At 41.2% G+C, this 19234-nt stretch carries 14 protein-coding genes, 6 tRNA genes and 3 rRNA genes; 2 read left to right on the forward strand and 21 right to left on the reverse strand.

What is annotated here, in order from left to right; all coding sequences use genetic code 11:
* Positions 1-120: 120 nt before the first annotated feature.
* The 18 genes from KD050_RS09630 to KD050_RS09715 form a co-directional block, all read right to left on the reverse strand.
* Entirely contained in the window at positions 121-633 is a 513-nt protein-coding gene (locus KD050_RS09630) for a type 1 glutamine amidotransferase domain-containing protein (protein ID WP_211895948.1), read from the reverse strand.
* A gap of 232 nt (positions 634-865) precedes the next feature.
* The gene (gene glmM / locus KD050_RS09635; protein ID WP_211895949.1) at positions 866-2218 is read right to left on the reverse strand and encodes a phosphoglucosamine mutase; all 1353 of its coding nucleotides are present in this window, start codon (positions 2216-2218) and stop codon (positions 866-868) included.
* Between the two features lie 37 nt (positions 2219-2255).
* A complete protein-coding gene (locus KD050_RS09640) occupies positions 2256-3527 on the reverse strand; it encodes a CdaR family protein (protein WP_211895950.1) in 1272 nt (423 codons plus the stop codon).
* A complete protein-coding gene (cdaA, locus tag KD050_RS09645; protein ID WP_211895951.1) occupies positions 3520-4353 on the reverse strand; it encodes a diadenylate cyclase CdaA in 834 nt (277 codons plus the stop codon). Before cdaA ends, KD050_RS09640 begins: the two co-directional genes overlap by 8 nt.
* A gap of 119 nt (positions 4354-4472) precedes the next feature.
* Complete coding sequence (locus KD050_RS09650; RefSeq protein WP_211895952.1) at positions 4473-5102, reverse strand: zf-HC2 domain-containing protein; 630 nt, start codon at positions 5100-5102, stop codon at positions 4473-4475.
* A gap of 17 nt (positions 5103-5119) precedes the next feature.
* Positions 5120-5692, reverse strand: a complete 573-nt coding sequence (sigW, locus tag KD050_RS09655; RefSeq protein ID WP_211895953.1) for an RNA polymerase sigma factor SigW — start codon at positions 5690-5692, stop codon at positions 5120-5122.
* 210 nt (positions 5693-5902) lie between these two features.
* Positions 5903-6802: an arginase gene (gene rocF / locus KD050_RS09660; protein ID WP_211895954.1), complete on the reverse strand. Its 900-nt coding sequence runs from the start codon at positions 6800-6802 to the stop codon at positions 5903-5905.
* Positions 6803-6872: 70 nt separating this feature from the next.
* Complete coding sequence (locus KD050_RS09665) at positions 6873-7454, reverse strand: GNAT family N-acetyltransferase (protein ID WP_211895955.1); 582 nt, start codon at positions 7452-7454, stop codon at positions 6873-6875.
* Positions 7455-7574: 120 nt separating this feature from the next.
* A tRNA-Ala gene (locus KD050_RS09670) sits at positions 7575-7647 on the reverse strand.
* 26 nt (positions 7648-7673) lie between these two features.
* Positions 7674-7748 (reverse strand) — tRNA-Gln (locus KD050_RS09675).
* Between the two features lie 6 nt (positions 7749-7754).
* A tRNA-Tyr gene (locus KD050_RS09680) sits at positions 7755-7838 on the reverse strand.
* Positions 7839-7858: 20 nt separating this feature from the next.
* Positions 7859-7934: transfer RNA gene (locus KD050_RS09685), tRNA-Val, on the reverse strand.
* A gap of 523 nt (positions 7935-8457) precedes the next feature.
* On the reverse strand, positions 8458-8889 hold the full coding sequence (locus KD050_RS09690; protein ID WP_211895956.1) for a GNAT family N-acetyltransferase: 432 nt from the start codon (positions 8887-8889) through the stop codon (positions 8458-8460).
* 591 nt (positions 8890-9480) lie between these two features.
* Positions 9481-9553 (reverse strand) — tRNA-Thr (locus KD050_RS09695).
* A 13-nt stretch (positions 9554-9566) separates the two neighbouring features.
* A tRNA-Asn gene (locus tag KD050_RS09700) sits at positions 9567-9641 on the reverse strand.
* 327 nt (positions 9642-9968) lie between these two features.
* Positions 9969-10084 (reverse strand): 5S ribosomal RNA (gene rrf / locus KD050_RS09705).
* Positions 10085-10270: 186 nt separating this feature from the next.
* Positions 10271-13199, reverse strand: a 23S ribosomal RNA gene (locus KD050_RS09710).
* Between the two features lie 197 nt (positions 13200-13396).
* A 16S ribosomal RNA gene (locus tag KD050_RS09715) occupies positions 13397-14950 on the reverse strand.
* The 16S, 23S and 5S rRNA genes sit together here with 2 tRNA genes alongside, the layout of an rRNA operon.
* 252 nt (positions 14951-15202) lie before the next feature.
* On the opposite strand from KD050_RS09715, the gene KD050_RS09720 reads away from it, so the two are divergent.
* Positions 15203-15862 (forward strand): hypothetical protein, encoded by a 660-nt coding sequence (locus tag KD050_RS09720; protein WP_211895957.1) that lies wholly within the window; start codon positions 15203-15205, stop codon positions 15860-15862.
* A 49-nt stretch (positions 15863-15911) separates the two neighbouring features.
* Here the strand turns inward: KD050_RS09720 and KD050_RS09725 are convergent, their stop codons facing one another.
* A complete protein-coding gene (locus KD050_RS09725; protein ID WP_211895958.1) occupies positions 15912-16589 on the reverse strand; it encodes a KinB-signaling pathway activation protein in 678 nt (225 codons plus the stop codon).
* A 134-nt stretch (positions 16590-16723) separates the two neighbouring features.
* Here KD050_RS09725 and gerD point away from each other — a divergent pair, with 134 nt between their 5' ends.
* Positions 16724-17317 (forward strand): spore germination lipoprotein GerD, encoded by a 594-nt coding sequence (gene gerD, locus KD050_RS09730; protein WP_211895959.1) that lies wholly within the window; start codon positions 16724-16726, stop codon positions 17315-17317.
* Positions 17318-17347: 30 nt separating this feature from the next.
* Here gerD and KD050_RS09735 read toward each other — a convergent pair whose 3' ends face one another.
* Positions 17348-18400, reverse strand: a complete 1053-nt coding sequence (locus tag KD050_RS09735) for an Mrp/NBP35 family ATP-binding protein (RefSeq protein WP_211895960.1) — start codon at positions 18398-18400, stop codon at positions 17348-17350.
* A gap of 78 nt (positions 18401-18478) precedes the next feature.
* On the reverse strand, positions 18479-19192 hold the full coding sequence (locus KD050_RS09740; protein ID WP_211896260.1) for an N-acetylmuramoyl-L-alanine amidase: 714 nt from the start codon (positions 19190-19192) through the stop codon (positions 18479-18481).
* Positions 19193-19234: the final 42 nt, after the last annotated feature.

Here is a 19234-nt window from a genome sequence, read left to right on the forward strand (position 1 = left end):
AGCCATTACAAAAGTAATGGCTCTCTACTTACAAATGACCTACAAATCAATTTCTCCCCAACAATTTAAGGGCATATTCCTATAAACTGACAATGCTCCTTTTGGTGCATTATAAATTTATTAACCTAAAAGTTTAACAATTTCTCTATTAAACGCTGGAATATCATCGGGATTCCGGCTTGTTACTAATTGATTTTGGCAAACAAATACTTCTTCATCATGGAATTTTGCACCGGCATTTTCTAAGTCCACTTTAATCGACTTATATCCTGTCGCGTCTCGACCATCCAATGTTTTCGCCGTGATGAGTAATTGTGGACCATGACAAATGGCGAACACTGGTTTTTTTTCATCCATAAAATACTTAGCAAATTGAACAAATCGATCATCTGCTCGTAAAATATCTGGTGAAAATCCTCCAGGTATAAATAATGCGTCAAAGTCTTCAGGTTTCACTTCGTCAATGCCATAATCGATTTTCACCGTGGTCTCGCCGTTTTTACCTGTTACCTCTTTACCTGCTTCTTTTTCAATTGCAAATACCTCATGCCCTGCATCGTTTAGTGCCTGTGCTGGACCTGTGTATTCTACGTCTTCAAACATATTTGTGATTAATGTTGCTACTTTAGCCATTTCCTCACTCCTCAGGTTGTTTGGTTCCCTCTTACTATTCCACTAAAACTACCCTTGTAAACATTAGAAATGCTCAAGTGCCTACGTGTCAGCACGAAAAAGAGTTGGGGCATGGCGGTAAAGGCGTCCTTTTTTGCCTTTATACAACTTTCTGAAACGACTCGAGGGCTAGGTTCTAGAGCTGGACAGCTATAAAAAAATCCGACATACCATGTATGCCGGATTTCTACACTTATTCTTCTAGACCCATCTCTGCTTTGACAACTTCTACGATTCGGTTTACGTAATTTTCGCATTCCTCTTCGGTTGCTGCTTCTACCATTACGCGAACTAACGGCTCTGTGCCAGATGGACGGACAAGCACACGACCATTTCCAGCCATTTCACTTTCTACTTCACTAATAATAGCTGCAACTTTTTCATTTTCCGTTACAGCATGCTTATCCGTTACGCGAACATTAATAAGCTTTTGTGGGTAAATCGTCATTTCGGCAGCAAGCTCGGAAAGTTTTTTCCCAGTTATTTTCATAATATTCACGAGCTGTAAACCAGTTAATAGACCATCACCCGTTGTATTATAATCAAGAAAAACGATATGGCCGGACTGCTCCCCGCCTAGGTTATAGCCATTCTTTTTCATCTCTTCTACAACGTATCGATCTCCAACCGCAGTTTTAACACTTGCCATATCATGTGTTTCTAATGCTTTATAGAAGCCCATATTACTCATCACAGTGGAAACAACTGTCCCGTTATTTAGACGGCCATTTGCATGAAGATGTTTGGCACAAATATACATAATTTGGTCACCATCTACAATTTGTCCCTTTTCATCTACTGCAATCAGACGATCTCCATCTCCATCAAAAGCAAGCCCAACATCTGCTCCTTTTTCTAGAACAAACTTCGCTAAGTTTTCTGGATGTGTAGAGCCTACCCCATCATTAATATTCAAGCCATTTGGTGAAGATCCCATTGTGGATAGATCAGCATCTAAATCAGCAAATACATGCGTTCCAAGAGACGATGTTGAACCATTTGCACAGTCGAGAGCCACATGAATCCCTACAAATTCTTCATCTATTGTTTGTTTCAAGTATTGAAGATATTTTTGACCGCCTTCGAAGTAATCAGATACCGATCCAACACCTGCTCCAATTGGACGTGGTAATTCATCTATATCTCTATCTAAAAGCTGTTCAATTTCTTCCTCTTGTCCATCAGATAATTTAAACCCGTCCGAGCCAAAGAATTTAATGCCGTTATCTGCCACAGGATTGTGAGAAGCAGAAATCATCACACCGGCACTAGCACTCATCGCTCTCGTTAAATAGGCCACAGCTGGTGTACTAATAACTCCTAAACGCATTACTTCAACTCCAACGGATAATAGACCCGCCACAAGTGCGCCCTCAAGCATGTGACCGGATATACGAGTATCCCGACCTATCAATACTTTCGGACGTTCTGCTACTTCCTTCGTTAGTATATATCCACCAATTCTACCTAATTTAAATGCAAGTTCTGGTGTTAGCTCTGAGTTTGCAACGCCTCTAACTCCATCTGTACCAAAATATTTTCCCATTTATTCTTCTCTCCTTAAAAACCTGTTGTTCAATCTATTAAGCTTCTTTAACCGTGAGGACTGCTTCCTGTTCAGAAGTTTCCCACTTTATATCAGATGAACCCTCTACTTGGATAGAAAGCACGCTTTCTCCCACCACGGAATTAGTTGCTTCTACGTATACAGAAAAATTGTTCAATTGAACCTTGTCTAAAGCCTCTGCTGTTCCTTTAGCAACAACCGAGACGATGCCATCTGCTGGTTTTTCGAAATTACTTACCAGATTATCTGGTAGTCCTCTTACAGTGATGGCTACTTGGTCAAATGACTTTTCTGTGATTGTCGAAACAGGTTCTTCCTGTTCATCCGTTTCTTCCGCGTCAGGGTCAGAAGCAATTGTAACGTCTCCTGTAATCTCTATTGCTTCTTTTGATAATTTCGTAACCCCTTCTGGTACAGCTAATTTCATATCAAAGCTACCAGACTTTTCTATTTTACTAATATCTACATCGACATTTAACTGATCTATTTTATCAAGGACTGATTTTGGTCCATATAATCGAATTTTTTCTGTCTTTGTAGTAAGTCCATTTATGGTGACCCCTTCTTTGGGTTTACCTTGTTTCACTAGAGCTATCGGTACCTCTTTGCTATACTCTTCTATTTTCACACTTACTTGAACAGAATTTGGTTCAACGACAACGTCTAGCTTATTTAAGTCTAGATCAAGTACCTTAACAGTTGTTTCTTGTTCAAAGGACTTATTGATACCTTGATCTCCTGCTATAGTAGCTTTTACATAACCTATGCTATTAATAACACTTTTGGCTCCTGTAATCATTACTTTTTGTGGTTTCACCTCATAGGACTTCACCACATAGTTTTCAGCTAACAGGCTTTCATTCATGTCTGTTTCTACGCTAAATTCTCGAGATATACGCTCTTCAATCACAACATCCACATATACAGGATCTGTTCGAACATTTAAATTTTCCGGGAAATTTTCCGTTGCAATCGGGACTCGATGAGTACCTATAGCCAGTTCTCGAAGATCCACAAATACTTTAAAATCTTTCATCAACTTAGCCGATAACACCAATTGTCTAGGACCTTCTACATTGACGTTAACTGTTTTTGGTGGACCGGTAACTACCAGGTTATCATCGTCATAATAAACCTCGAGAGGTATATCACGAATGACATCAACATCCTTGCTACTTGCATTTGTATTATCGCTTTCTAATTCACTTTTCACACTTATAAAAAGTGCAATTGCTAATACTAGTGCAATTATCCGCAAGAACCATGGATTATTCATCATCTTATCCATTTTGTTTCCCCCTCCACAACCATTTAGAAGAAGTTACTTGCTCCTCTGTTGGGAACCAAAGGCGAGTTAAATGGGACTCAAATTCCTCTATCGATAAATCTCTTCGTAAATCACCATTGGAGGTTAAGCTAATTGCGCCAGTTTCTTCTGAAACAACAATTGTTATAGCATCCGTCACTTCACTCAAGCCAATTGCAGCTCGATGCCTCGTACCTAGCTCTTTCGATATGAAAGGACTTTCAGACAAAGGTAAGTAGGAAGCTGCTGAAGCAATTGTATCTTTTTGTATAATAACTGCCCCATCATGAAGTGGAGTATTCGGTATGAATATATTAATAAGAAGCTCTGATGTGATATAGGAGTTTAACGGGATACCCGTTTCAATATAATCTGTCAAACCAGTTTCTCTCTCTATAGAGATGAGTGCTCCGATTCGTCTTTTAGCCATATAACTAATCGATTTCGTCATCGCTGTAATAAGTCGACTTTGCTCTTCTTCGACTTGCATTGTGCTTCTAGAGAATAACTTCCCTCTCCCAATCTGTTCCAGGGCTCTTCTTATTTCTGGCTGAAAAATAATTATAATAGCTAAGAATCCAAACTCAATTACACGATCCAATAACCAATCAAGCGTATTTAAGCCAAAAAAGTCCGTCACAACTCGGGCAATGACAATGACAAAAATTCCTTTTAACAATTGGACTGCTTTAGTTCCTTTTATTAAGGTAATAACTTTATAAATAACAAACCATACAAATAAAACATCCAAAATATTTACAATAACGTTTACTGGCATTAGATCTGTAAATTGCTCCATAAACGACATGTGGCATCCCCCACTTTTCATCACTAATCCATTCTTAATAAGTATAACATAATTACGAAAATCCCTCGCTTTTGGAACCAAAAAAGTCTATCCAAAATATATATGGATAGACTTTTTCGTTATTTTGTCTCATCTTTTTCAAAGAACGAGACGACTTCCTTCGCGCCATCTTTAATGTTGTACCATAGCCAATCAAACGCTTCATTGATTTCCTCACTAGTTCCGGTAATTACTGCAGTAGAAGCCATATATTTAGAACCATTGATAATGGTTAAGTTTCCATCTAATTCTCCATCAATCTGAACATCCCCGTTACGAACGATTAGATCGCCTTTAACGACTTGTCCTTCGGGTATAATAACCGTTTCTCCCTCCACAATAACATTTTCTTGTTTAGTAAAGGAGAACTGCTTCTCATCATTAAAATTCGTAAAAAGTGCACTACTCATCAATAATAAGAACATTGCAGCAGCTGCAAGAACTGGATGGCGTCGCAACCATTTACTTACTCCTGCATGGGACTTTTCTTTTGGTAACCTAGCTATAACAGAATGATTGAAATCATTTGGCGCTTCTATATGAGCAGCTCCTTTGACGAAAGCAACAACATTGCTTAACTCATGCATATGAGCTTGACAAACCTTGCATGATTGCAAATGAGATTTAAGTTCCAGCTCATGTTCACGGCTGATTTCACCATCTAAATATTCGTGCATAAAGTGAACAATTCGTTCTGGACACGCATTCATCGTGATTCCCTCCTATATTAGATATGAGGCTGTCTGCTTAGCTGTTTTCTAAGCGCTTCTCGTCCTCTATGAATTCTTGTTTTAACTGTTCCAAGTGGTAAATCTAATATCTCACTTATTTCTTGCAGAGATAATTCTTCCATATATTTTAAAACGATAGCTGATCTATATTTATCAGGAAGTCTACTAATTTCATACTGTATGCGCTCCTGTAGTTCAAGCTTCATGAGTTCTTCTTCTGGAAGTTCATCTGACGCTGCTATTTGCGAATACATATCAAGTCCTTCTGTACCTCTTACTTCCGCATCTAAATAGTAATCCGGCTTCTTTTTCCGTATACGATCAATACATAAATTTGTTGCAATTCGATACAGCCAAGTTGAAAACTTTCTTTTTTGATCAAATGTATGAATATTAATAAAAGCACGGACAAACGCTTCTTGAGCGATATCCTCTGCCTCATGTCGGTTACCAAGCATCCTATAGCATACTTGATATAACCTATGCTGATACAGGTCGACAATCTCCGCGAATGCGTCTTTATCGCCCTTTAATATTTGTTTTATACGTTTGTTCACTAACGCATCCATCGTGTAATTTCGCCCCCGCTCCATGCGGCTGTCTTACCTATACGTATGAAGGTATCAACAGGTTTCATTTTTTTTATACCTTAATATTATCAAACATTTCCATCTTTGTGTGGATTATCAAAAAGAAAAAAGCAGACTACGTGTCCGCTTTTTCTTATCAGGGATTTACCCCGCATGTTATTTGTCTATTTCAAATTTACTAATTCAAAATTATACAAGACTTTCCCCAAATAGTGACCCCATTAGTCCTACCGCTACATCAGCTGTTTTATTTTTTTCATCGAGAATTGGATTTACTTCTACGAATTCAGCTGAAGTTATTAAACTTGAAGCATACAGCATTTCCATCGCTAAATGACTTTCTCGGTAAGAAATACCTCCAGCCACTGGAGTTCCTACCCCAGGTGTATATAATGGATCTAAACCGTCTAAATCGAGCGAAAGATGAACCCCATCCACCTTGCGATCTTGGAAATACTGGATTGTTTGGGTCATCACTTCTGACATCCCAAGTTTATCAATTTCATGCATGGAGAATACTTTAATCCCTTTTTCTTTGATCAGTTCACGTTCCCCAGGATCTACTGAACGAGCGCCAATAATCACAACATTTTCTGGTTTAATCTTTGGTGCAAAATCTCGGATATTCACAAGCTCCTCATGTCCTAATCCAATACTTACTGCAAGTGGCATCCCATGGATATTTCCAGAAGGGGATGTTTCAGCAGTATTTAAATCAGCATGTGCGTCATACCAAATGACTCCCAGGTTGTCATAACGATCAGCTAAGCCTGCAAGTGTTCCTATAGCAATACTGTGATCTCCACCAAGTACTATCGGAAAATTACCTTCACCAATAATGTCATGAACTCGATTAGCAAGTATTGTATTCGCAGCAACTACTTCTTCCAGGTTACGTAATTTAGAATTTTGAGATACCTCTCTTCTTCCTATTGCAATGTCCCCTGCATCCTCAACAGAGTGACCAAGCTCCTGAAGTCTTTCTACTACGCCCGCATACCGTATAGCACTTGGCCCCATATCGACGCCTCGTCTATTTTGACCAAGGTCCATTGGAACCCCTATAATTGATATATTTAATTTATTCATTATTTTATACCCCCTTTAGTTGTTACACCTATTGTAAATGTTAAAGGGTATTTGGCTCAACCAAGCATAATTACGAATATTTATTCATTAATTGAACAAGCTTGTATTTCACTTCCGACCATTCGCTATCTATGATAGAGTACACAACCGCATTTCGAACAAAACCGTTAGATCGTATTCGTTCATTACGCAGTATACCCTCTTTTTTACCGCCAATTCGTTCGATTGCCCGTTGAGAAGACAGATTCAATTCATCTGTTTTAAACTGAACTCGAATCATACCTATTTCCTCAAAGCAATACTTTAACAGTAAATACTTAGATGTTGTATTTACGTGAGTACGCTGATATTGTTTCCCATAGAAAGTAGAGCCTATCTCGCAGCTATAATTTGTATGATCCAACCCATATATACGAGTGGTACCCATAATTTCTTTCGTATCTGTATTTTCTACTACAAATGCCAAAGCAGTTTTTGCCACATTCATTTGATAAATTCCAGCATCCAACCATTGTTCAAGCTGCTCTTTGCTTTCAATCTTATTTAACATATATTCAAATATTTCCGGTTCATACAGTTCCCACAATAGCCCACGATCCGAAACTAGTAGCGGACGTAAGGTCACACCCCCATAAGTTAATATCTCACCCATATCGGCCACCTCACTTTTTTATTTCATCATAAAGGAAACTACGCTATATTGAAAAGTATTTTTTCTTACATAAAAAAACTCTTTCAACTTTTGGTTGAAAGAGTTTTACTATAATATTTATGGAGCCTAGCGGGATCGAACCGCTGACCTCCTGCGTGCAAGGCAGGCGCTCTCCCAGCTGAGCTAAGGCCCCATGTAATTTTTAAATTAGAAAACGATTGGCTGGGGTACCTGGATTCGAACCAGGGCATGATGGAATCAAAATCCATTGCCTTACCGCTTGGCTATACCCCAATAAACTGGTGGAGGGGGACGGATTCGAACCGCCGAACCCTAAGGAGCGGATTTACAGTCCGCCGCGTTTAGCCACTTCGCTACCCCTCCAAAGCTAAGTTTAAATATAATGGTGGAGGATGACGGGCTCGAACCGCCGACCCTCTGCTTGTAAGGCAGATGCTCTCCCAGCTGAGCTAATCCTCCTGGGTTCAAAAAATAATAATACCTTATAGTTTTCCATCTAGAACTACACTTATTCATTCAGATGAAACTATACCTTAACTTTGCCAAAACCAGACAAGAATTATAATATCATATATCTGACATTAGGACAAGTTTTTTCCTAAAATAATTTGTATTGAAGATTCCAACCCGATTTGAACTGGTGACCTCTTCCTTATATAGTATACTTCCTATATTTCATATCATTTATTCTACTTTCAAATGTCTTATTTGACAATACTTATTAGCGTTTTAATTTTCATTATTCGTCTATTATTTTCTTTGATCACAAATCGGTCACTTTGGACATTTTGAGTTGGTTCTATACTAGTTTTGAAGCTGAAGAAAAAGAAATCCATATTCATAACTTACTTCGTTAGAAGTCGACTTCTGGAGAAATTTTACCTTCCTATCATTATTATAAAGTAAAAAGGTAGTTGAAAGTTCAATTTAAAGGAACTTTCAACTGCCTAACCTTAAAATATTGGACTTTTTTCAGTGCCCTCTATATTTCGAGGTTGTTTAGTCGCTTGTATAGATAATAATGGTCAAAGCCTTCAGGGTAATTTTCAAGTTTTCCTAAAACCTTATAACCAAGTTTTTTATAAAAGTCAGGCGCTTGAAAACTAAATGTCTCAAGACGAATTAAATTACACCCTTTTTCTTTAGCAATAGTTTCCGCATGATTCATTAACACCTTGCCTTGCCCCTGTCCACGTAATTCGTCATCAACCCAAAGAATTTCAATATGATAACATTTCCAATCTATATATCCTAATATTCCTCCAAGGATTCTTTGTTCGTCATCTTTTAAAATAATATTTATTTTTTCTTCCTCTGTATAAGCTACTTGTTTCTTGTTGTAATTAATTAAGTTTTCTCTAACATACAGAGCCTCGTCTTTTTCAAATCCAACATGAAGCGTTAAATCCTTCATAATTTCTACCTCCTCAAACTCATGGATAAATGTCCAAATTTAATTGTATCATTGTTTAAATCTCTGAAGTATATAACAATAATGAAGCTAGCTTATACCATGTAAATAACACTATACTTCACTAATCCTGTTCTTTCCCTTCTCCTGCGTTTTCTATTACTCTTTACCTAATTTCAATTAAAGCGGCGTATATTGTTACCATTTCATTCACTTAGCAAAGCAATACGCAAAGTTTTAGCAACTTCGAAAATTTTTTTTATTTATCCTTTTAGTAATAGCTTAATTGACTGCTTAAAGAAGAGATAGGGAACCTACAGGAGGCTGTACTAAATCTTACAATAAGTACTACTCACTTGTTTGCATTGAAGGGCGGCCGACTCCAGCGGGATGAGGGAGACAGACGACGTATGAGCGACGGTGATGCTTCATCGCTCACCCCGAAGAACCCGTCCGTCCAAAAAGTATTAATCATCGGTTAAAGTACCATGAACCAATGTTCACAGTACATTTTCATATACTTTCTTATCTTTAAATAAAAAAAGCCATCCTCCACAACTGTGAAGAATAGCATCATATCAACGTTTATTAGAAAGCTTCCAACCGGATTTGAACCGGTGACCTCTTCCTTACCATGGAAGCACTCTACCTACTGAGCTATGGAAGCAAAGGCAAAAAAATGGCTCCGAAGGTAGGACTCGAACCTACGACCGATCGATTAACAGTCGATTGCTCTACCACTGAGCTACTTCGGAACGTTTATCTATTTAAAGTACAAATATAATTATAGCAACTCTTCATAAAATTTCAAGTCTGTATGTAAAGAATTAATAAAAAGTATTCTCTAGGTTCATCTTCCAGAAAATAAGAATTCTACTATTGATATACATGAAATTGATATATAAACGGGACTAGGATTTGCACTAACGAGCCCAAGTTGTGATTGTTTCTTTGAACTCTTTACCCCTACTTTCTCCCACACTATCTTATAGAAAAAGACTACCTACGGCTTTATTTATTCTGTTTTAGTATAGATAAAAAAAAGCCGTTACCGATTACTCGGTAACGACTTTTTCTTTGGTGCCCAGCGACGTCCTACTCTCACAGGGGGAGACCCCCAACTACCATCGGCGCTGAAGAGCTTAACTTCCGTGTTCGGTATGGGAACGGGTGTGACCTCTTCGCCATCATCACTAGACTCTACGGCTTCCAATACACATCGTACTTCTTCGTCAACTTCATTCGTTCGGTCAGTCACGTACGTTAGTACGTTCCTTTCCTCTCTCAATTGTTTCCTCGAATTACTCGTGTCTTGAAACCCTCATATAAATAGAGTGCTTGTTCACTCAAAACTGGATAAACGACATTGTTACGTTAAACAAATTTGGTTAAGTCCTCGATCGATTAGTATTCGTCAGCTGCACGTGTCGCCACGCTTCCACCCCGAACCTATCTACCTCATCGTCTTTGAGGGATCTTACTTACTTGCGTAATGGGAAATCTCATCTTGAGGGGGGCTTCGTGCTTAGATGCTTTCAGCACTTATCCCGTCCACACATAGCTACCCAGCGATGCTCTTGGCAGAACAACTGGTACACCAGCGGTGTGTCCATCCCGGTCCTCTCGTACTAAGGACAGCTCCTCTCAAATTTCCTACGCCCACGACGGATAGGGACCGAACTGTCTCACGACGTTCTGAACCCAGCTCGCGTACCGCTTTAATGGGCGAACAGCCCAACCCTTGGGACCGACTACAGCCCCAGGATGCGATGAGCCGACATCGAGGTGCCAAACCTCCCCGTCGATGTGGACTCTTGGGGGAGATAAGCCTGTTATCCCCGGGGTAGCTTTTATCCGTTGAGCGATGGCCCTTCCATGCGGAACCACCGGATCACTAAGCCCGTCTTTCGACCCTGCTCGACTTGTAGGTCTCGCAGTCAAGCTCCCTTCTGCCTTTACACTCTTCGAATGATTTCCAACCATTCTGAGGGAACCTTTGGGCGCCTCCGTTACACTTTAGGAGGCGACCGCCCCAGTCAAACTACCCGCCTGACACTGTCTCCTACCCGGGTTACGGGTATGGGTTAGAATTTCAATACAACCAGGGCAGTATCCCACCGACGCCTCCTCCGAAGCTGGCGCTCCGGGCTCTAAGGCTCCTGCCTATCCTGTACAAGTTGCACCAAAATTCAATATCAAGCTATAGTAAAGCTCCACGGGGTCTTTCCGTCCTGTCGCGGGTAACCTGCATCTTCACAGGTACTATAATTTCACCGAGTCTCTCGTTGAGACAGTGCCCAGATCGTTACGCCTTTCGTGCGGGTCGGAACTTACCCGACAAGGAATTTCGCTACCTTAGGACCGTTATAGTTACGGCCGCCGTTTACTGGGGCTTCAATTCGCACCTTCGCTTGCGCTAAGCACTCCTCTTAACCTTCCAGCACCGGGCAGGCGTCAGCCCCTATACTTCACCTTACGGTTTTGCAGAGACCTGTGTTTTTGCTAAACAGTCGCCTGGGCCTATTCACTGCGGCTCTTCTAGGCTATGCACCCAAAAGAGCACCCCTTCTCCCGAAGTTACGGGGTCATTTTGCCGAGTTCCTTAACGAGAGTTCTCTCGCTCACCTTAGGATTCTCTCCTCGACTACCTGTGTCGGTTTGCGGTACGGGCACCTATCACCTCGCTAGAGGCTTTTCTTGGCAGTGTGAAATCAGGAACTCCGGACATACGTCCTCGCCATCACAGCTCAATGTTACAGAATGCGGATTTGCCTACATTCACACCTTACTGCTTGGACATGCATAACCAACAGCATGCTTACCCTATCCTTCTGCGTCCCCCCATTACTCAAACGGTGGTTTGGTGGTACAGGAATATCAACCTGTTATCCATCGCCTACGCCTATCGGCCTCGGCTTAGGTCCCGACTAACCCTGAGCGGACGAGCCTTCCTCAGGAAACCTTAGTCATACGGTGGACGGGATTCTCACCCGTCTTTCGCTACTCATACCGGCATTCTCACTTCTAAGCGCTCCACCAGTCCTTCCGGTCTGACTTCAACGCCCTTAGAACGCTCTCCTACCACTGATACCAAAGGTATCAATCCACAGCTTCGGTGATTTGTTTAGCCCCGATACATTTTCGGCGCAGCGTCACTCGACCAGTGAGCTATTACGCACTCTTTAAATGATGGCTGCTTCTAAGCCAACATCCTGGTTGTCTAAGCAACGCCACATCCTTTTCCACTTAACAAATACTTTGGGACCTTAGCTGGTGGTCTGGGCTGTTTCCCTCTTGACTACGGATCTTATCACTCGCAGTCTGACTCCCAAACATAAATCATTGGCATTCGGAGTTTGTCTGAATTCGGTAACCCGGGATGGGCCCCTAGTCCAAACAGTGCTCTACCTCCAAGATTCTAACGTTTGAGGCTAGCCCTAAAGCTATTTCGGAGAGAACCAGCTATCTCCAGGTTCGATTGGAATTTCTCCGCTACCCACACCTCATCCCCGCACTTTTCAACGTGCGTGGGTTCGGACCTCCAGTAAGTGTTACCTTACCTTCATCCTGGACATGGGTAGATCACCTGGTTTCGGGTCTACGACCACATACTCATTCGCCCTATTCAGACTCGCTTTCGCTGCGGCTCCGTCTTCTCAACTTAACCTTGCATGTAATCGTAACTCGCCGGTTCATTCTACAAAAGGCACGCTATCACCCATTAACGGGCTCTAACTACTTGTAGGCACACGGTTTCAGGATCTATTTCACTCCCCTTCCGGGGTGCTTTTCACCTTTCCCTCACGGTACTGGTTCACTATCGGTCACTAGGTAGTATTTAGCCTTGGGAGATGGTCCTCCCAGATTCCGACGGAATTTCACGTGTTCCGCCGTACTCAGGATACACTCAAGAGAGAATGAATTTTGGACTACGGGGCTTTTACCCTATCCTGCGGACCTTTCCAGATCGCTTCGTCTAACTCATTCCTTTGTAACTCTATGTAGAGTGTCCTACAACCCCAAGAGGCAAGCCTCTTGGTTTGGGCTATTCCCGTTTCGCTCGCCGCTACTCAGGGAATCGATTTTTCTTTCTCTTCCTCCAGGTACTTAGATGTTTCAGTTCCCTGGGTGTGTCTCAGATGCGCTATGTATTCACGCAAATGTACTGCTCCATTACGAACAGTGGGTTTCCCCATTCGGAAATCTCCGGATCAAAGCTCACTTACAGCTCCCCGAAGCATATCGGTGTTAGTGCCGTCCTTCGTCGACTCCTAGTGCCAAGGCATTCACCGTGCGCCCTTATTAACTTAACCTAAAAGTTAAAAAGTCTTACACATTATGATTACCGAAGTAACCACAACTTGAATTTCTTGTTGTTTATTGTTTCAATGTCGTTTTATCCAGTTTTCAAAGAACAAGTATCGAATCTTCATATAAAAATGAACATTCAAAACTGAACTGCAAAACGTTAAGATACAGATAAAAATCTGTATTCCGATATTATCCTTAGAAAGGAGGTGATCCAGCCGCACCTTCCGATACGGCTACCTTGTTACGACTTCACCCCAATCATCTGTCCCACCTTCGGCGGCTGGCTCCCGTAAGGGTTACCCCACCGACTTCGGGTGTTACAAACTCTCGTGGTGTGACGGGCGGTGTGTACAAGGCCCGGGAACGTATTCACCGTGGCATGCTGATCCACGATTACTAGCGATTCCGGCTTCATGTAGGCGAGTTGCAGCCTACAATCCGAACTGAGAACGGTTTTATGGGATTTGCTCACCCTCGCGGGGTTGCGACCCTCTGTACCGTCCATTGTAGCACGTGTGTAGCCCAGGTCATAAGGGGCATGATGATTTGACGTCATCCCCACCTTCCTCCGGTTTATCACCGGCAGTCACCTTAGAGTGCCCAACTGAATGCTGGCAACTAAGATCAAGGGTTGCGCTCGTTGCGGGACTTAACCCAACATCTCACGACACGAGCTGACGACAACCATGCACCACCTGTCACCGCTGTCCCCGAAGGGAAAAGCCTATCTCTAGACCGGTCAGCGGGATGTCAAGACCTGGTAAGGTTCTTCGCGTTGCTTCGAATTAAACCACATGCTCCACCGCTTGTGCGGGCCCCCGTCAATTCCTTTGAGTTTCAGTCTTGCGACCGTACTCCCCAGGCGGAGTGCTTAATGCGTTAGCTGCAGCACTAAGGGGCGGAAACCCCCTAACACTTAGCACTCATCGTTTACGGCGTGGACTACCAGGGTATCTAATCCTGTTTGCTCCCCACGCTTTCGCGCCTCAGCGTCAGTTACAGACCAGAAAGCCGCCTTCGCCACTGGTGTTCCTCCAAATCTCTACGCATTTCACCGCTACACTTGGAATTCCGCTTTCCTCTTCTGTACTCAAGTCCCCCAGTTTCCAATGACCTTCCACGGTTGAGCCGTGGGATTTCACATCAGACTTAAAGGACCGCCTGCGCGCGCTTTACGCCCAATAATTCCGGACAACGCTTGCCACCTACGTATTACCGCGGCTGCTGGCACGTAGTTAGCCGTGGCTTTCTAATGAGGTACCGTCAAGGTACGAGCAGTTACTCTCGTACTTGTTCTTCCCTCACAACAGAGTTTTACGATCCGAAAACCTTCTTCACTCACGCGGCATTGCTCCATCAGACTTTCGTCCATTGTGGAAGATTCCCTACTGCTGCCTCCCGTAGGAGTCTGGGCCGTGTCTCAGTCCCAGTGTGGCCGATCACCCTCTCAGGTCGGCTACGCATCGTCGCCTTGGTGAGCCGTTACCTCACCAACTAGCTAATGCGCCGCGGGCCCATCCTGTAGTGACAGCCGAAACCGTCTTTTAACATCTCCCCATGTGAGGAAATGGATTATTCGGTATTAGCCCCGGTTTCCCGGAGTTATCCCAATCTACAGGGCAGGTTGCCCACGTGTTACTCACCCGTCCGCCGCTAAATCAGAAGAAGCAAGCTTCTTCGTCATTCGCTCGACTTGCATGTATTAGGCATGCCGCCAGCGTTCGTCCTGAGCCAGGATCAAACTCTCCATAATAGAGAACTTAAAAAGCTCATTTGTTTTGCTGGCATCATCATTAAATGATGTCAAAATTGTTTTGCTATCAAACTAACAATGTTAGTTGATAAGCTGTATGTCTTAACGTTTTGCATGTTCAGTTTTCAATGTTCATGTTGTTTAAGTTGTCGTCTTGTTTCAGCGACCTTTGTATCTTAACATCTTTTTAACATTAATGTCAACACTAAATCATAAAATTAATTAAAACGATTTGAAAAGGTGTGTGTTTCTTTGAAAACAAAGGCTTTATTAGTTGGTTTATTGATGGTTTTGGGATTGTTTTTGTTTAATGTACCAAAAAACTTTTCTTCGCTGCTCCCTGTTTTTCAGCTTACAGAAAAGCCTACTGTTATTTCGAAAGGATCGTATGGGAATACAATTACGATAGATTTAACTTTTGGAAAGGATGATATAGAAAAACTTGTAAATAATCTGCAAGCTCCTTATCCTCATTTTTTTATAAGTATTGATTGGATTGAACGTTCTGAGGAAATTATAGAGGTCATGAAAGAAAAAAATGTACCTATTAGCCTTTTGGGTACAAGTGGAGCAACTTATATAGAAAATCCGATTTTGTTTGAAAAAGAAGTTGAACGATTTGAACGAGCAATTGGTGAAAGACCACTTTGGTTTAGAACAATGGATTATGAATTTCCTATTGAGTTGCAAAAAAAGGCTTGGGAACAGGAAGTTAATTTACTCAGCTCTAGTAAGTACTGGACCGATAAAGTTCCTACGCTTGAAAAAGGAGATATTCTCACTATTCCTCTACATCAAGAAGAACGGATAGATATACAACAACTGACAAAATATGTTCAGTCTAAAGAAATTATCAGCATTGAACAAAATATCTTTGGTTTAAAAGTAAAAACTAAAACTTATCCAGAATAATTTATGTAAATACAAAAGTTGCTCTGACTATTAGTCAGAGCAACTTTTATTAGTTCTTAGCCGATGCCACTTCTCTTCTTTTTTTTCTACGTTCCTCTAATTTCAAACGATCAACTTCTGACTTCGCATTATATTTTGGCAGCGCCAATAATTGGTATGCATTAACCGCTAGGATAGGGAATAATAACAGCGTAACCCAACTATCTACATTGTCTGCTCGAACCATTAATACTGGAAGCCACTCTAGAGTAGAGACAACAATCATGAAGAACAAAGCTGATATAAGTGCGTGCTTTTTCGTAAGATTCGCTTTAATAATTGCCACCACTACTGAGGTAATGATTAAGGCCGCAAGCAAGATAACATATAACCATATTTGTCCAGTGGTTTCAGCATTTGGTCGAAAACGGAACATAATTAAATCAAAAATAACAAATGCAATAATCAATAACTGCACCCAGTTCCACAAAGTAAGAGTTCTAAAAATATTCACTCCCATTTGGTGAATCGTTAAATAGGCGAAATAACCCATTTGTGCAATTACACTAATCGTAAAACCCATTACTACCATAAAAGCAAATGCCGCAAGAAATTCACTCCATTGTCCTGCTTCAAAATATGTAGAAAAAGCATCGTCCCAACGTATAAATAAACCAAAAATACCTGTTACTAAACCACCGATGAACAAGGCATTTAGAAAGAATTTAAACCAATTTCGAATAGTCACTGCGAGATTTCCTCCATCTTTTCTATTTCTTTTATAAATTGTAACAAGCCTTTTAAGAAAAATCTATTTCTTCTTACTGACTATACATATTTCCAAACCAAATGTGAACAATAAACGAAAGGACGGTGACGGATATGAAATACTTTGCACTTTTGTTAATGAGTCTCGGACTTCTCGCTAGTTGTAGTTCTCCCGCAACTCAGCCAACTTATGAGGAAAATAAGAAAATGTTCATCGATGCTCTGCAGACAGAGGATGGAAAAAAAGCAATTCGAACATTATTGTCAGACCCTCAATTCAAGGAACTCCTAGTATTAGACAGTGAACAAGTGAAGACATCTGTTGAAGAGACAATGCTTTCAAAAGAAGCTGAGGATTTTTGGAAGGAAGTTTATTCGGATCCAAAATTTTCAGAGACAATGGCCAAGAGTATGGTAAAGCAACAAGAGGAATTGATGAAAGCCCTAATGAAGGATCCTACTTATTTAAAGGATTTAGAGACCTTTTTTGGTTCAGCCGAGATGAAAAAAGAATTAGCTAAAGTATTGGAATCCAGCGATATGCGAAAAGAAATGCAAAAGGTCGTAGAAGAAACTATTCAGAGTCCTTTATTGCAGACTAAGTGGCAGAAATTAGTGGAGGAAGCTGGAGGCAAAACAGAAAAATCTGGAGAGGATGGAGGAGACTCGGGGTCTGCTGAAGAAGATAAGAAGGCAGAAGAAAAATAAGGCCGCTCCTCTATGGAAACGGCCTCTTTCTTATGCTTTTTCGATGATTTTTTGTGCAATTTCCAAATAAATTTTTCCAGTTTTATGTGTATCCTCATAAACTGATGGAGCGAAATCGATGTCATTCCAGTCCGGCTGTCCTAATGGTAATTGCCCAAGTAATTCTGTGCGAAGTTCTTCGGCAAGCTTTGGTCCGCCACCTTTACCAAATACAAATTCTTTTTCACCTGTAGATTTTGATTCGTACCACGACATATTTTCGATTACTCCAATTATTTCATGATCTGTTTGAAGTGCCATCGCCCCTGCTCTAGCAGCAACGAATGCAGCTGTAGGATGCGGGGTTGTTACGACGATTTCTTTAGATGCAGGTAGCATTTGGTGAATGTCTAAAGCCACATCTCCAGTACCTGGTGGTAAATCTAGGAGTAAAAAGTCTAATTCTCCCCATTCAACATCCTTGAAAAACTGGTCCAATACTTTTCCAAGCATTGGTCCACGCCATACAACTGGTGTGTTGTTCTCTACAAAGAAGCCCATTGAGATAACTTTAACGCCTTTGCGTTCTACAGGGATTATGCGGTCCTCTATGATTTGCGGAATGTCTTTTACGCCCATCATATCTGGTACACTAAATCCATAAATATCTGCATCTACAAGTCCTACTTTTTTACCTAAACGAGCAAGTGCCACCGCTAAGTTAACGGATACAGTAGATTTACCAACGCCACCTTTACCAGACGCAATCGAAATAATTTTCACCTTACTATTTGGTGATAGAAGGTTTTCGTTATCACTTTCTTTTGCTTTTCCTCGGAATTGCTCCAGTACTTCTTTTGGTAGCTCTTCAAAACGAATACCTACTGTTGCTGCTCCAGCTTCTTTCAATACTTCTACGACTTTCCCTTGTAGTTGCATTTGTTCTGCTGAATTTATCTTAGCTATAGCTAGTTTTACGCTCACATGATTTTTTTCTTCTTTAATAGACACTTCCGAAATCCCATTTGTTTCCTCTAGTGTTCTATGTAAAAATGGGTCGTTTAATGCTCCTATCAAAGCACGAACTTGTTGCTCATTAATCATTTGTAGACACTCCCCTTAAGTTTAACTATTCGCCTTATAGTATACCATAATCGAGTGTCTACAATACGTTAGATAGACTTAGTAAATATTATCCTCTACAAATTTAACTACACCTTCTGAAATAGCTTCTACCATTTGTTTTTGATACTTTTCAGACTTTAGTAATTCTCGCTCTTCATTATTACTTAAAAAGCCTGTTTCTACTAACACTGCTGGAGCATTTGCTTTCTTCAATATATATACCTGTTTAATCGCCAGTGCCTCTCGCTCTGTGTTACCGATATTTTCTCGAATAGATCCTTGAATAGATTTAGCTAATAGTTCTCCACCCGCGTGTCCTTCTGCATGATAGAAAACCTGAGCCCCTCTCCATCTTTCCTCTGGAACTGCATTCACATGCAGGCTAATGACTAAGTCCGCCTCCGAGTTATTCATAATTTCCTCACGTAACAATAAATCGGCACGTTTTCTAGCTCTTGTAGTCGGAAAATCCTCATCCGGTCTATGCTCTGCAATAGCATCTCCTTCTTTACTACGTGTCATGACCACAGTAGCACCCTGCGCCTTTAACTTTTTCTCTAACATTAGAGACATGGCAAGCGTAATATCTCGCTCAACGGTATCTCCACTACTAGCTCCACCATCAATTCCTCCATGCCCTGGATCAAGGACAATTTTCACTCCACTCATTGGTTCGGGTAAGAAGAAACCAATATCACTCGCTTTTGTTCCATACACAACTACAAGAAGGGAAATCAAAAACAAAACCAAGATAATTAGCCACTTTTTCAGGTTCATCGCTCCTTTTTCACTCATTATACGTACAAGGGACAA

Origin of the sequence: Psychrobacillus sp. INOP01, from assembly GCF_018140925.1 — a bacterium.
In the GTDB taxonomy this organism is placed as follows: Bacteria; Bacillota; Bacilli; order Bacillales_A; family Planococcaceae; genus Psychrobacillus.

Bases quoted from the DNA above. Each gene is read 5' to 3' on its own strand.
- KD050_RS09640 (WP_211895950.1), bottom strand. From the start codon at position 3,527: ATGGATAAGATGATGAATAATCCATGGTTCTTGCGGATAATTGCACTA.
- sigW (WP_211895953.1), bottom strand. From the start codon at position 5,692: ATGGATGCGTTAGTGAACAAACGTATAAAACAAATATTAAAGGGCGAT.
- gerD (WP_211895959.1), top strand. From the start codon at position 16,724: ATGAAATACTTTGCACTTTTGTTAATGAGTCTCGGACTTCTCGCTAGT.
- KD050_RS09665 (WP_211895955.1), bottom strand. From the start codon at position 7,454: ATGGGTGAGATATTAACTTATGGGGGTGTGACCTTACGTCCGCTACTA.
- glmM (WP_211895949.1), bottom strand. From the start codon at position 2,218: ATGGGAAAATATTTTGGTACAGATGGAGTTAGAGGCGTTGCAAACTCA.
- KD050_RS09735 (WP_211895960.1), bottom strand. From the start codon at position 18,400: ATGATTAATGAGCAACAAGTTCGTGCTTTGATAGGAGCATTAAACGAC.
- KD050_RS09690 (WP_211895956.1), bottom strand. From the start codon at position 8,889: ATGAAGGATTTAACGCTTCATGTTGGATTTGAAAAAGACGAGGCTCTG.
- cdaA (WP_211895951.1), bottom strand. From the start codon at position 4,353: ATGTCGTTTATGGAGCAATTTACAGATCTAATGCCAGTAAACGTTATT.
- rocF (WP_211895954.1), bottom strand. From the start codon at position 6,802: ATGAATAAATTAAATATATCAATTATAGGGGTTCCAATGGACCTTGGT.
- KD050_RS09650 (WP_211895952.1), bottom strand. From the start codon at position 5,102: ATGAATGCGTGTCCAGAACGAATTGTTCACTTTATGCACGAATATTTA.
- KD050_RS09630 (WP_211895948.1), bottom strand. From the start codon at position 633: ATGGCTAAAGTAGCAACATTAATCACAAATATGTTTGAAGACGTAGAA.